This window comes from Sediminibacillus terrae (assembly GCF_009602435.1).
GTDB classification, from domain to species: domain Bacteria; phylum Bacillota; class Bacilli; order Bacillales; family Amphibacillaceae; genus Sediminibacillus; species Sediminibacillus terrae.
Genome location: NZ_VZDQ01000011.1, coordinates 216,877 through 230,201, shown reverse-complemented (window position 1 = coordinate 230,201; position 13,325 = coordinate 216,877). Strand labels below are relative to the sequence as shown.

The following is a 13,325-nucleotide window of genomic DNA, read 5'->3' as shown; positions in this document are numbered from 1 at the left end:
TGGGGGATGAAAAAATGGAAAATGGTTTTGCTTGGTTTAGCAAGTTTGTTTGTTTTATTTACTATTGTAACAGGTTTCAAAACGTTCATCTTGACCAGTAAACAGCCTGAACCACAACCGGTGAAAATCGACGTGCCTGGAGAGGGTGCGGTTGCCAGGTTTTCCAAGGCGATTACCTATCCCACCATTTCCCGCCAGGATTATAGTCAATTCAGTTATGCGGAATTTGATGATTTCCTCGGCTTTCTTGAAGACAGCTACCCGCTCGTCCATGAACAACTCCATCTTGATAAAGTCAACGATTATGGACTGATTTATAGATGGCAAGGCAGTGAAGAAACAAAATTACCAATCGGTCTCACAGCCCATTATGATGTAGTTCCCGTCTTAGAAGGGACAGAAACAGATTGGGGTCAGTCCCCGTTCAGTGGTGAAGTGGTGGATGGGAAGGTTTGGGGCAGAGGGACGCTTGATGACAAAATCGGGGTAATCGGCATTCTTGAAGCAGTAGAAAAGTTATTGTCCGAAGGCTATCAGCCAAAGCGGGATGTTTATCTTTTGTTTGGTTTTGATGAGGAAGTCGGCGGTGAAAAAGGGGCACAGGCGATTGCGGAAAAATTGAAACAAAGAAATATCAAGTTTGAATTTATTCTCGATGAAGGAGGTGCGATCATCGAGGGCATGGTACCTGGATTGGCTAAACCGGTTGGTGTCGTAGGTTTGTCGGAAAAAGGAATGGCGACTGCTGAACTTTCTGCCGAAGGAAGCGGAGGGCATTCATCTCAACCGGAAAATCAAACGAATATAGGCAGAATATCCCGGGCGATCGCCAAACTGGAAAAAGCGCAATTCCCGGCTGACCTGCAGGGCCCTGCCGAAGATCTTTTCGCCTATACAGCTCCGGAGATGAAAGGAGCAATGAAATATGTATTTGCCAATCAGGCCATATTTGAACCAGTAATTGAATCGATCTTGTTGAAAAAAACGACTACCGCCGCCTTGCTTCGCACGACCATTGCACCGACCATTTTCCAGGCGGGTGAGCAGTACAATGCCCTTCCGGAAAAAGCAAAGGCGATCATTAATCTACGTGTCATGCCGGGTGAATCTCTAGAAGATGTACAGTCTTATATCGAAGAAACCATAAACGATGAGCTTGTCCAGGTGAGCGTCACTGGTAACGAAGCTTCTTCCGTCTCTTCGATTGACAGCTGGCACTTCAAGTCGATCCAGCAGGCTGCCCGGAATGTCTATCCGGAGGCGGTTATTGCTCCTTATTTAATGTTTGCGGGATCAGATGCCAGGCATTACGATGAAATCGCGGAGAATACGTATCGCTTTTTGCTGGTATTGATAACTGCGGAAGATTTGAACCGTATGCATGGAAGCAATGAACATATCAGTATCGATAATTTTCTTCAGGCCGTTTCTTTTTATCAGGAACTTATTGTAAATGCCGATCATCAGGCAGGAGATAGATAGAATACTATAGAATTTTTACTTTATAATGCCAAAAAAGGTGTGAATCATAATGGAAAAAGGTTTTTGGAAGGTATCGATTCTCATTGGTGTGGTTGCTTTTCTGGCCGCTTCCCTTGTATTTATTTGGATTGATTCTCCTTCTCCTTACCTTGCTGCTTTGGTAACTGGATTTTTGATTTTTGAAATCAGTTTTTATCACCGTTTTCATCAAAGCAAAGAAAGAAATGACTGGAACGGTTGAAATTTGTTGCTTTTTTCCAGACTAAAATCGAGAGGAGCGGGTCAACGCAATGAAACTTGCTTTTACCACACTCGGCTGTCCGCGATGGGATTTGGATACCATGATCGATTACGCAGTTGAAAATGGCTTTCAGGGGATAGATTTCCGGGGATTTCAAGGAGAGATGGATATCTTTCGTTTGCCAGCTTTTTCGACTAGACGGGAGGAAACCAAACAAAAATTCGATCAAGCCGGTCTGGAAATACCTTGTTTCTCCAGTTCTGTCAGGTTGTATACCACATCTGAAGAACAATGCCGGGATTACCTCGAGGAGTTAAAGGAGTATGGAAAGCTATGCCGGTTTTTCCATACACCTTATATTCGCGTGTTTGGGGGAATCATCGGGGATACGCCAAGGGAACAGGCACTGGATATAGTCGAGAATAACCTTAAAGAAATGCTGGCCATTGCCGAGGAATACCAAGTCACCTTGCTGCTGGAAACGCATGATGATTGGACTTCGTGCAATTACGTAGCGGAAATTCTGCAGCGTGCCCGATCCCCTTATCTGAAAGTGCTATGGGATATCCACCATCCATACCGGATAGCAGGTGAAGCACCTGAAAAAACATGGGAGACACTTGGAAGATATATCCGCTACACTCATTGGAAGGATTCCTACGGATACATGGCCAACCAAAAGGGATATCAGCTTTGCTTGATGGGAGAAGGAGATGTGCCATTACAGCATATTTGTCGGTTACTTGAGGAAAAAGGGTTCGAAGGATATTATACCTTGGAGTGGGAAAAAGTATGGTGGCCGGACATCGAAGAACCAGAAGTGGCCATTCCCCAATACGCTGCGTTTATGAAATCGATAGGCTGAAAAAAGAGTGTACCTGAGAAAGATGATAAGATTGAGACAAGTCAATCAGCCGACAATCAAATCACTTCCGAAATTAAGAAATCCGTTCTTAGATTAATAAGACGGATTTATTTGTTTTTTATAAGATAGGGATAACCCATAGAAGGAAAACACTTCCCGGATAGAAGATAACCGACGCCAATATAGCTGTGGACACAAGCTGGATAGTATGTGGTTCCATATTTCTTTGATATCATGCTCTCTTGAATGAATATTGCTTTGGGATAGGGAGCAAATAAAAGAGCAAAACATGGAGTAGTGTACTTCAGGTATGTCGCAGAGAACCTGTTTGATATATTTCTGCAAGGAAGAGCGAACTGTTTATAAAAAGGAGCGATACCAGTTGATCAATTTTGGGGTTGTGGGATGCGGGCGTGTAGCCAGAGTGCATACAGAAGCGATTGCGGCAGCCGCAGATGCTAATTTATATGCTTTGTGTGATACGGGAGAACAGAGAATTCGGCAATATGCCGATCGTTATCCTATCAAAGCTGTTTTTACAGATTTTGAAGAAATGTTAGGTGACCCGGCGATCGATGTGATCAATATTTGCACCCCGCATGGTCTTCATGCCGAAATGGCTGTCAAATCGATCGAAGCGGGAAAACATGTCATGATAGAAAAACCGCTTGCCCTTTCTTTGGATGAAGCCGATCGAGTCATCGAGACTGCCCGTCGGCAACGTGTGAAAGTGACGGTAGTTCAACAAAATCGATTCAATGAAGCGATACTGACTACCCGGCGCGCTCTGCAGGAAGGGCGTTTCGGCAGACTGACTTATGGCACTGCCTATATCCGCTGGCGGAGGGAACAGGATTACTATGACCAAGACGCTTGGCGTGGGACGACTGCCATGGCTGACGGTGTACTGATGAACCAGGCGATCCATACCATCGACTTACTCGTCTGGCTGATGGGACCAGTCAAGCGGATTACAGGCAGGACTGCAACTAGACAGCATCGGTTGGAAATGGAAGACCTTGGTGTTGCCATGCTTGAATTTGAAAGCGGTGCATTGGCGATCGTGGATGGGACTACGACGATTTTTCCTTCTGATTTAGGTGCAGGTTTGAATCTGTTTGGACAGAATGGAATGGTATGTATCGGAGGGAATGCTGCGAACCGTATAGAAAAGTGGAGATTCGGCAGGGATTTTCAGCAGGAAGAAAATGAGGTGCTTGCATTGCAAAAAGAGAATCCTGCCAGTGTTTATGGAACCGGCCACACCCATTGTGTAAGGGATTTCGTACAAGCTGTCCGGGAGGATCGGGAGCCATTCATATCGTTAGAGGACGGCCGTTATGCTTTGAAAATAGTATTGGCAATCTATCAATCTAATTCAACCGGTCTACCAGTAGATTTAACACAATAATTTTCCCAATAAAAACCCCGGTTGCAAGCATAATGATCAAAGAAAGGATGAGTGCGGATGGAGCAAGTGCGCATCGGTATTATTGGCGTGGGGAACATGGGTTACGCTCATGCGAAATATTTACAGGAAAACGCTGTGAAAGGTGCAGTATTAACAGCTGTACTGGATACGGACGGGGAGCGTGCCCGATGGCTGGAAAATCATCTAGAGCCGAAAATTCCGGTATTTACGGATGAAGACGGCTTTTTCACTTCTGGTTTGGTTGATGCAGTTATGATAGCCACGCCGCATTATCAGCATTCCCGGCTGGCAATAAGAGCCTTTCAACAAGATCTCCACGTGCTGTGTGAAAAACCGGCAGGTGTGTATACCAGTCAAGTCCGAGAGATGAATAGGGCTGCTGAAGAAAGTGGAAAGGTATTTTCCATGATGTTCAATCAACGGACCAATCCGGTTTACCAAAAGCTGCGTGATTTGATTCAATCTGGAGAATTAGGTGAAGTCCGCCGGATAAATTGGATTATCACCAATTGGTATCGTTCACAGAGCTACTATGATTCCGGTGGCTGGCGGGCAACATGGGCGGGGGAAGGTGGAGGTGTGCTGATCAATCAGTGTCCCCATCAGCTCGATTTGTGGCAATGGATGACCGGCATGATGCCAGAAAGAGTACGTGCTTTTTGTTATTTCGGGAAACATCGGGATATCGAAGTGGAAGATGAAGTGACCGCTTTTGCTGAGTATGACAATGGAGCGACCGGTGTTTTTATCACAACAACAGGAGAAGCGCCTGGTACGAACAGGCTTGAAATTGCTGGAGAGCGAGGCAAACTGGTCGTGGAAGACGGCCGGCTCCAGTTTTGGAGGCTGCGGGTTCCTGAGCCCGAATTCAACCGGACTTATAAGGGCGGTTTTGGATCACCGGAGTGCTGGGAAGTCGAGATTCCAGTAACGGGGGAGGAAACTGCACACCGAGGTATCACCCAAAACTTTATTAATGCCATCTTAAAAGGAGAGCCCCTTTTGGCTCCTGGTAGGGAAGGAATCAAAGGGCTTACGCTATCAAATGCCATGCAAATGTCTGCATGGCAAGATGACTGGGTGAACCTTCCTTTAGATGAAGAGGCATATTACAAGATTTTGAAGGAAAAAATTGCGACTTCTGAGAAAAAGCGTACAAATGGCGATGTCAGGCTTGATGTAGAGGGAACGTATTAAATAGGAATCGGAGTATGGGAAACAAATTTTGTCAAAAGGGGGAGGACAGGAAATGCGATTTTCCGTATTTACAGTGATGACACCTGATCTTACGCCGAAGCAATTAATAGAGCATCTGGTGGAAACAGGTTATGACGGAGTAGAGTGGCGGTATAAGGAAACCCCGGAAGAATTTAAGCAGGAACAGCCGAGCTATTGGCGTTTTAACAAATGTACCTTGCAGCCAAACACTACCGATGAAGAACTTGCAAGTTTGCGTAAGTCAACGGATGAAAAAAGGATTGAAGTGGTCAGCGTCACTCCTTACCTTGATGTGGATGACTTGCAAGCGACGGAGAAGGTTTTGCAGACGGCTCAAAAACTGGGAGCCTCCACCATAAGGATTGGCGTTCCCCGGTATGACAGGACGGAAACGTACCAGGAATTATTTAAAAAGGCGGTACAATACGTGAAAGAAGTGGAAGGAATGTGCAAGCAGTACAAGGTGAAGGGATTGGTGGAAACGCATCATCAGACAATCACGCCTAGCGCAAGCCTTGCTTATCAGCTGGTTTGTCATTTCGACCCCAGCCATATCGGCGTGTTATATGACCCTGGCAATATGGTGCATGAGGGCTTTGAAAATTATCGCATGGGATTGGAATTGCTGGGAGATTATCTCGCACATGTTCATGTTAAAAATGCATGCTGGCAGATCGGACAGCAATACCCGGATGGAAGCATAGGGTGGGAAGTACAATGGGCACAGCTGGAGCATGGCGTGGTCGATTGGAAGCAGGTATTAACCGATTTGCAGGCTGTAGGATATGATGGGTATGTCGGTTTTGAAGATTTTAGCGGGGCGTTTCCGACGAAAGATGCACTCTCACACAATATCAACTGGATAAAACAATTATTGACTGAAATAAAAGGAAAAGCAGGTGATTAATGTTGGATTTCGGTTGCTGTACCGATATCGCGAACGCCAAGTTGGTGAAAGAAGCAGGTTTTGATTTTTTAGAATGCAGCGTCGCTTCCCTGGTGGATGAAGAAACGGACATAGTTGATCAACAGGCTCGATCCTGCCAAGACATCGGGCTGCCAGTATCGTCCTGTAACATCTTTTTACCAGGAACGTTGAAAATCGTCGGCAATGAAGTAGATGAGGCAGCTGTGACCAGTTACTTAGCAAGAGCAATGCCGCGTATCAAGAGGATCGGGGCCGGGAAAATTGTCTTTGGAAGCGGCGGTGCCCGTTCCGTTCCGGAAGGTTTTTCCCGACAAAAAGGGGAAGAGCAAATCGGCCGTTTTCTTGATTTAGCAGCAGATTTTGCGGAACCGCTTGGTTTGACTATTGTTATTGAACCATTGAATCGAAGGGAAAGCAATATCATCAACAGCATTCCGGAAGCAGTCCGATTGGCCAAATCGATCAACCGTCGGTCGATTCAGGTTCTGGCCGATTTTTATCACATGGAGGTTGAGAACGAGCCATTGGAAAATATCATCTCTGCAAAAGAGTATGTAAAGCATATTCATGTCGCCGACACAGGCCGGAAGCCGCCGGGCACCGGCAGCTATCCCTACCATAAATTTATGAAATGCTTGGCGGCCGCTGATTTTAACGGCAGCATGGCTGTTGAATGCAATTGGTCCGACCTGTCCCGTGAATTAGTCAGTGTGCGGGAACATCTCTCAGAAGTATTTGCTCATCCATCGTAATCTCCTTTTATCCATAAAATCCTATATAGTCCTTCTAAAATTCCATCCATTATTTTTATATTTTTTCTAAGTTTGTTGAGATTCTTTTAACTCCATAGGTCTATCAATTGGCATAAACCGACATAACAGCCAATATACTAGGACAAACAGAAAGCTAGTTTTCGATTTAATGTAAACGCTAACATAGCTGCTGTCAGGTTTTCCGAGTCCCTGCATTCTATGAAGGAAATCTTCAGGAAAGGAGAATACGAGAATGAAAGACAAGGCGGAAATCGAGAACCAGTTTCCGGCGGGTACGGCTCAAAACGGACGTCTTCCTGTCAAATCGACGAAAAAAACGTCCTCTCCGTTAACATGGTATGTTTTTCTGATTCCCAGTTTCTTGGGTATCTTGTTGTTTATGATTTATCCTATCTTCGAATCTTTACGGTTAAGTTTTTACCAGTCAAACGGAACGATAGAACATTTTACTGGTTTGAACAACTTTAAAACGGTTTTGACATCTGGCCCGTTTTGGAACGCTGTGGGAAACACGTTTTTTATCGGTATTTTTCAAATCGCCATCACAATACCGCTCGGCTTTATCTTTGCTTCTTTGATAAATTCAACGCCTAAGGGAAAAAATTTCTTCAAAGTCATTTACTTTCTGCCTAATGTCACTTCCATTGTAGCTGCGGCCATGATATTTGCTTTTGTACTCCATCCCGAAATGGGGATTGTCAATTACTTACTTGATGTCATCGGGCTGCCGACACCTGGCTGGCTCTCAGATCCTTCTACATCGAAATGGGCTGTTATCTTACTTGCGGTTTGGCATTGGATCGGCTTCGTCATTATCATCTGCCTTGCCAATCTGCAGGCTATCTCGCCTGAGATGTATGAAGCAGCCCGGATTGACGGTGCAAGCGGGTTTCAGCAATGGTTGTTTATCACCGTTCCGAACATGGGCGGAACTTTCGCCTTCTTATTGATTACAGGTTGGATCGGAGCCTTGCAGCGTTTCAATGAAGTCTATGTACTTGGCGGTCCTAACGGCAGTCCCGCCCGTTCCATCCAAACAATGGGCGCCTTTATTTATGAACGAGGGTTCACTGGATTTGAATTTGGCATCGCTTCAGCAGCCACCTATATTATGTTCATGATTATCCTGGTATTTACCTTCATCAATCTCAAGCTTTCCAATATGAAAATTTAGCATGAAAGAGGTGAGTGAAATGTCCCGTCCACTTTCCATTAAGCAAGCCGAACGTGTGTCTGGTGCTTTTAAATTCATTGTTCTCTTGGTCTTCGGCGTATTACTGATGGCACCTTTCATTTGGATGGTAAGTGTCGGTTTTGACCGGACGGCAAATATCAGCATGCCTTTTCCGCCACGGCTGATTCCAGAAGAGCTTTCCGGTTTCAATTACGGAATCGTTTTTGAAAATGGACGATTGATTCAGTCTTATATCAATTCGGCCATCGTGACGGTAAGTTCGGTGCTTTTGGGAGTATCCGCTTCCCTGCTTGCGGGCTACGCTTTTTCGAAAGGCAGGTTCAAAGGGAAAAAACTGTTATTCATCCTTGTATTATGTACATTGATGATCCCCATGGAACCTAGATTGATACCGTTGTACAAATTGTTCAATTCGGTCGACTTGCTGAATACTTTTTGGCCGTTAATTTTGCCGACAGTTATCAATGGCATGCTGATTTTTCTTTGTAAGCAGTTCTTTGATCAACTTCCTGATACATTAAGGGAAGCGGCGCAAATCGATGGAGCCGGCGAATTTAAGATTTTCTTCCGGGTATATTTGCCTCTGGCCGGACCGATTGCAGCCACTATGGTTATACTGGCTTTTATCTGGAGCTGGAACGATTTCATGTGGCCGCTCGTCGTACTCAATAATCAAGAATTGCATACCGTTCCTCTTTATCTGGCAAGTTTCTCACTGGAAAACGGCACAAGCCTCGGCGGATTGACGATGGCACTGGCTACTGTGAGTATTTTGCCGATCATTATCCTGTACCTGTTCTTGCAGCGTTACATTATCCAAAGCATCGCTTTAAGCGGAGTTAAGGGAGAGTGAATGAACAGCCTCGAGCAGGCCGTTCTTTTTAAAAATTGCGAGGGGGATGAAACATGGAGAAAAAACGGATCACCAAATTGGGTGTACTGTTGGCAGTAGTATTGGGTCTGGTCGGCCTGCTTGCAGGCTGTAGTAAATCAGGTGCTGGATCAGAGGATGACGGAGGAGAGTGGGCGGGGCAGAAAATCAATGTCCAATTGATTGGCGATTTTGCGATGGAGACGAAAACGGATCCTGTGACAGGTGATTCAGTCAAAGGGGTGGAGGTGTTGAAAGAGGAATTTGAAAAACAGCACCCAGGAGCCACTGTTGAATTTACGCTAATGCCTTGGGAAGGTTATACCGAAAAAACACAGGCAATGATCACATCAGGTGACGCAGACGTCTATCAAATGCCGGGAACAGTCGATTTTGCTCCACAAGGAGTGCTTGAGCCTCTTCAACCTTATATTGACAAAGATGAAGAGTTTGATTTAGACATCTTTATCGAAAATCAGGTCGAAGGTTGGAAAGCGTTAGGTCCGGATGATGATGAACTGCAAATATATGGTCTGCCATTTCTTGGAGACGCCCGTTTTATTGCTTATGACAAGCAATTGTTTGATGAGTGGGGTGTAGAATACTTGTCGGATCATCCGACAATGGAAGAAGTGGCTGAAAAAGCAAAGCAAATGACGGGGAAAAATCCGGTAACCGGTGAGCAAAATTATGGAATCTGGTTCAGAGGTGACTGGTCATCGGCTTTTACCTTGATTGATCTGGCGGAAGGGCAAAATGGTTCATGGGGCTCCGGCTTTGCATGGGATGAAATTCAATTCACCTTTGATTCTCCAGAAATGGTCAACGGTTTGAATTGGCTGCTGGATATGCAGGAGCTCGCTCCTGAGGGACTGGTGAGCAATCAAGGGAACGAGAAATGGCTGACGAAAGAAAACAATATCGCCATCATGCTCAATCAAGGACCGGGGGATACAATTAAACCGGCATACGCTCAAGGATTGGAGGACAGGATCGGTATAGCTCAAGAATTCAAAAATGATGAAGGAGTGGGTGGGTTGTTTGCCGGGAGCCCGATAACAATCGCCAAGGCCAGTGAAAACAAAGATTTGGCGTGGGAATGGGTGAAATTCGCTACAAGTGAATATACACAAAAATACATCTATGAGGAAATGGGATTGGTTCCTTCCATCAAGTCGGCAATGGAATGGGATAGTGTAAAGGATACCGAATTGATGCTTCCTGTGTTTGAAGCAATGAGTACACCTTGGACACCGCGTTATCCGTGGGGATCCGCACAACCGAGGTTTATTTTGACATCCGAAGTAGAAGCGGCGCTCACTGGTGAAAGGAGTGCAGAAGAAGCATTGACCAAAGCACAAAAAGAGAGTACGGAGTGGCTGGAAAACAGGTAGTCAAATCAGGACCTTAGCAGGAAGTCGGAAGCCCGTAACCTTCTTCCTGCTATCCGGTTTTGTCAGGAGGGGCCGAGACATGGAAGCAGGATTACTAGAAAAAATCTGTTTTTGGATAAACCGATTTGCTTATCTCAATTTGTTGTGGCTGTTATTCTGCCTGGCGGGCTTGTTGCTGGCTGGTTTCTTTCCTGCCACTGCAGCCATGTTTGCCGTTCAGCGCAAGTGGATTAGCGGCAGGGTTGAAATACCTGTCTTCCGTACCTTTCTTTCAACATATAAGAGGTATTTTTGGAAGGCCAATCAACTTGGTTTTCTCCTTTTGTTGTTTGGGGGCATGCTTTTTATCAATTTCTATCTCGTCATGGACAGGGCAAGTGTACTTGCATCGTTGTTCCATTTATTTCTTCTTTTGCTTAGTTTTTTATATCTTTTGGTTTGGCTGTATGTATTTCCGGTACTGGTTCATTTTGAAGGAACAGGTTTTGATACGGTGAAAAATGCTTTGTTTACTGCGATAACCTCTCCCTTTTTAACCATCTCAGCGATTATAGGGGTGGTCTTGCTTTTCTGGTTTTGCAGAGCTTTACCAGGAAGCATCCCGGTACTCGGTTGCAGCGGTATCAGTTTTATTATGTCTGTATTTGCTCAGCGGGTGTTTAACAATATCGAGACCAGGGCCTTTTGAATCAACATGGAAAGTGAGGGAGGAGCAATCGGATATTGTACAAATAGAGAACGTCATTACTGGTTGAGGATGATGCAGAAAGTCGCTGATCCGGTACTTTCTGCTTTAGAGAGCCGTCAATTAAAAGCTGCCATGCCCGTAGAAATGAATACGAAAACAAATCGTGAAACTTTTTCAGCACTGGAAGCGATGGCTCGGCTGTTAAATGGAATGGCTCCCTGGCTGGAAAGGAAACAAGAGGACTTAGAAGAAGAAAAAATCCGTCAACGGTATGGTGAATTAGCTCGGAAAGGAATTGATGCAGGTACCGATCCCGATTCACCTGATTACATGAATTTTTCGGAGGGGTTTCAACCGATAGTGGATACAGCTTTTCTGGCACATGCCCTCGTCCGGGCACCCCAGCAGCTTTGGGACCCACTTGACAGTCGGGTTAAGGAAAATGTGGTGTCGGCTTTGCGAGCCACTCGGAGTCGTAAACCTCATTTTTCAAACTGGCTGTTGTTTTCTGCTATGATTGAGACCGCTTTATTTCAAGTAGGAGAATCAGACTGGGATCCTATGCGGATTGATTATGCGATAAAACAAACCGAACAATGGTACGCAGGAGATGGAGTGTACAGTGACGGCCCCTCTTTCCATTATGATTATTATAACAGCTTTGTCATTCACCCTATGTTGTTTGATATAGTAGCAGCAATGGGAAGTCGATATCAGGAATGGAACATCCAATATTCGAAAATCCTGCGCAGGGCCCAAAGATACGCTGAAATTCAAGAACGGTTGATTGCTGCTGATGGCTCTTTCCCTCCAATAGGAAGGTCACTTGCTTATCGAACAGGGGTTTTTCATAATCTTGCCCACCTTGCACTTCATGAGAAGCTTCCTGATTCTCTTGAGCCAGCCCAAGTTCGGACTGGATTAACCGCTGTTATAAAGCGTTCTCTGGAAGCACCGGGCAGTTTTACTGATGATGGCTGGCTTACTATAGGTCTTAGCGGCCATCAGCCGAGTATAGGTGAAGGTTACATATCGACCGGCAGCACATATTTATGTACTGTTGTCTTTTTACCGCTCGGTTTGTCAGTTGATGCTCCGTTTTGGCGGGATCCGCCGCAGGACTGGACAGCCAAAAAGGCATGGTCGGGGAAAAGGTTTCCAATAGATCAAGCCCTTCAAGATTAATCAGAAAGGAGGTACCGGATGGAAAAAGGTTTATTCATCATGCGCTTGGAACCATTTGACTACGTTTATCCCTCTGAAATCAGGGAGGAAATCAGCCGATTTGTCGATATTATCGCCCCCCCTATGACGGTGGACACCGCCCTGCTGCATCCGGAACTTTTAAAACAGGCAGACGTCATTTTTTCCGGGTGGAACGGCCCTGAACTGGATGAATCTTTTTTGGAAACCGCTGAAAGATTAAAGGTCATTTTTTATGCGGCAGGCTCTGTCAAACCGATTGTGACCGATGCAGTTTGGAAACGGAATGTCAAAATCACCAGTGCCGTCAGGGCGAATGCGATTCCTGTAATAGAATTCACCCTATCACAGGTATTGTTCTGTCTGAAAAACGGTTGGCAGTTTGTCCGACAAGTCAAGCGGGAGAAACAGTTTCCGGAAAAACCTTACTATATAGCAGGAGCCTTCCAAAGTAAAGTAGGATTGATTTCCCTTAGCACTGTTGGTCGGGGTGTTGCTGATCAGTTGAAACACTTCGATGTCGAAGTATTGGCTTACGACCCCTGCGTAGAGAAAAAACAGGCAGAACAGCTTGGAGTGAGATTGTGCTCGTTAGAGGAAATCTTTCAACAATCCGATGTAGTTTCCTTGCATACTCCTTTGCTGGAGGACACAAGAGGGATGATCAGAGGGGAGCATTTTGCCATGATGAAACAGCATGCCAGTTTCATCAATACAGCCCGTGGTGGTATTATTAGGCAATCAGAATTGGTTCATGTCTTAATGGAACGCACAGATCTCACGGCAGTTCTGGATGTCACAGAACCAGAACCGCCTGCTGCCGATTCACCATTGTATCAAATGGAAAACGTCGTACTTACCCCGCATTTGGCTGGAAGCGAAGGGGCAGAATGCGGAAGGATGGGAATGTATATGCTGGAAGAGTTGAAAAGGTACGTGTCCGGTGAACAGCTGAAATGGCAAGTGAATCCAGACAATCTACACTTTCAGGCTTGATTGGAAAATGCAAAAAAATGAAGAGGAGGTGCATACGGA

General features: G+C 45.4%; 13 protein-coding genes. All 13 read left to right on the top strand.

The genetic code is table 11. The annotated features are described in order from the left end of the window. Positions 1-6: 6 nt before the first annotated feature. The 13 genes from F6X55_RS03695 to F6X55_RS03635 all read left to right on the top strand — a co-directional run bounded on the left by F6X55_RS03695 (position 7) and on the right by F6X55_RS03635 (position 13,286). Entirely contained in the window at positions 7-1,482 is a 1,476-nt protein-coding gene (locus F6X55_RS03695; protein WP_153462022.1) for a M20 family peptidase, read from the top strand. A 49-nt stretch (positions 1,483-1,531) separates the two neighbouring features. Continuing rightward, positions 1,532-1,723: a hypothetical protein gene (locus F6X55_RS03690; RefSeq protein WP_026771541.1), complete on the top strand. Its 192-nt coding sequence runs from the start codon at positions 1,532-1,534 to the stop codon at positions 1,721-1,723. A 49-nt stretch (positions 1,724-1,772) separates the two neighbouring features. After that, complete coding sequence (locus F6X55_RS03685; protein WP_026771540.1) at positions 1,773-2,588, top strand: sugar phosphate isomerase/epimerase family protein; 816 nt, start codon at positions 1,773-1,775, stop codon at positions 2,586-2,588. Between the two features lie 382 nt (positions 2,589-2,970). Then, on the top strand, positions 2,971-3,999 hold the full coding sequence (locus tag F6X55_RS03680; RefSeq protein WP_161993049.1) for a Gfo/Idh/MocA family protein: 1,029 nt from the start codon (positions 2,971-2,973) through the stop codon (positions 3,997-3,999). Between the two features lie 57 nt (positions 4,000-4,056). Then, positions 4,057-5,217 carry a Gfo/Idh/MocA family protein gene (locus F6X55_RS03675; RefSeq protein ID WP_026771539.1) on the top strand — a complete coding sequence of 387 codons (1,161 nt, stop codon included), beginning with the start codon at positions 4,057-4,059 and terminating at the stop codon, positions 5,215-5,217. Between the two features lie 52 nt (positions 5,218-5,269). Continuing rightward, positions 5,270-6,145 carry a sugar phosphate isomerase/epimerase family protein gene (locus F6X55_RS03670; RefSeq protein ID WP_153462018.1) on the top strand — a complete coding sequence of 292 codons (876 nt, stop codon included), beginning with the start codon at positions 5,270-5,272 and terminating at the stop codon, positions 6,143-6,145. Next, on the top strand, positions 6,145-6,918 hold the full coding sequence (locus tag F6X55_RS03665) for a sugar phosphate isomerase/epimerase family protein (protein WP_153462016.1): 774 nt from the start codon (positions 6,145-6,147) through the stop codon (positions 6,916-6,918). Before F6X55_RS03670 ends, F6X55_RS03665 begins: the two co-directional genes overlap by 1 nt. A gap of 253 nt (positions 6,919-7,171) precedes the next feature. Continuing rightward, positions 7,172-8,113 (top strand): carbohydrate ABC transporter permease, encoded by a 942-nt coding sequence (locus F6X55_RS03660; RefSeq protein WP_081704542.1) that lies wholly within the window; start codon positions 7,172-7,174, stop codon positions 8,111-8,113. A 19-nt stretch (positions 8,114-8,132) separates the two neighbouring features. Then, on the top strand, positions 8,133-8,987 hold the full coding sequence (locus F6X55_RS03655) for a carbohydrate ABC transporter permease (RefSeq protein WP_026571925.1): 855 nt from the start codon (positions 8,133-8,135) through the stop codon (positions 8,985-8,987). A 53-nt stretch (positions 8,988-9,040) separates the two neighbouring features. Beyond that, the gene (locus tag F6X55_RS03650; protein ID WP_153462014.1) at positions 9,041-10,399 is read left to right on the top strand and encodes an extracellular solute-binding protein; all 1,359 of its coding nucleotides are present in this window, start codon (positions 9,041-9,043) and stop codon (positions 10,397-10,399) included. 79 nt (positions 10,400-10,478) lie between these two features. Beyond that, positions 10,479-11,087 (top strand): YesL family protein, encoded by a 609-nt coding sequence (locus F6X55_RS03645; RefSeq protein WP_153462012.1) that lies wholly within the window; start codon positions 10,479-10,481, stop codon positions 11,085-11,087. A 6-nt stretch (positions 11,088-11,093) separates the two neighbouring features. Continuing rightward, a complete protein-coding gene (locus F6X55_RS03640; protein WP_153462011.1) occupies positions 11,094-12,272 on the top strand; it encodes a DUF2264 domain-containing protein in 1,179 nt (392 codons plus the stop codon). Positions 12,273-12,290: 18 nt separating this feature from the next. Beyond that, positions 12,291-13,286: a hydroxyacid dehydrogenase gene (locus F6X55_RS03635; RefSeq protein ID WP_026571922.1), complete on the top strand. Its 996-nt coding sequence runs from the start codon at positions 12,291-12,293 to the stop codon at positions 13,284-13,286. The last annotated feature ends 39 nt before the right edge of the window (positions 13,287-13,325 follow it).

Excerpts from the sequence above, each read along its gene's own strand:
- F6X55_RS03690 (WP_026771541.1), top strand. The coding sequence starts at position 1,532 with ATGGAAAAAGGTTTTTGGAAGGTATCGATTCTCATTGGTGTGGTTGCT.
- F6X55_RS03665 (WP_153462016.1), top strand. The coding sequence starts at position 6,145 with ATGTTGGATTTCGGTTGCTGTACCGATATCGCGAACGCCAAGTTGGTG.
- F6X55_RS03670 (WP_153462018.1), top strand. The coding sequence starts at position 5,270 with ATGCGATTTTCCGTATTTACAGTGATGACACCTGATCTTACGCCGAAG.
- F6X55_RS03695 (WP_153462022.1), top strand. The coding sequence starts at position 7 with ATGAAAAAATGGAAAATGGTTTTGCTTGGTTTAGCAAGTTTGTTTGTT.
- F6X55_RS03635 (WP_026571922.1), top strand. The coding sequence starts at position 12,291 with ATGGAAAAAGGTTTATTCATCATGCGCTTGGAACCATTTGACTACGTT.
- F6X55_RS03685 (WP_026771540.1), top strand. The coding sequence starts at position 1,773 with ATGAAACTTGCTTTTACCACACTCGGCTGTCCGCGATGGGATTTGGAT.
- F6X55_RS03640 (WP_153462011.1), top strand. The coding sequence starts at position 11,094 with ATGGAAAGTGAGGGAGGAGCAATCGGATATTGTACAAATAGAGAACGT.
- F6X55_RS03650 (WP_153462014.1), top strand. The coding sequence starts at position 9,041 with ATGGAGAAAAAACGGATCACCAAATTGGGTGTACTGTTGGCAGTAGTA.
- F6X55_RS03655 (WP_026571925.1), top strand. The coding sequence starts at position 8,133 with ATGTCCCGTCCACTTTCCATTAAGCAAGCCGAACGTGTGTCTGGTGCT.
- F6X55_RS03645 (WP_153462012.1), top strand. The coding sequence starts at position 10,479 with ATGGAAGCAGGATTACTAGAAAAAATCTGTTTTTGGATAAACCGATTT.
- F6X55_RS03675 (WP_026771539.1), top strand. The coding sequence starts at position 4,057 with ATGGAGCAAGTGCGCATCGGTATTATTGGCGTGGGGAACATGGGTTAC.
- F6X55_RS03660 (WP_081704542.1), top strand. The coding sequence starts at position 7,172 with ATGAAAGACAAGGCGGAAATCGAGAACCAGTTTCCGGCGGGTACGGCT.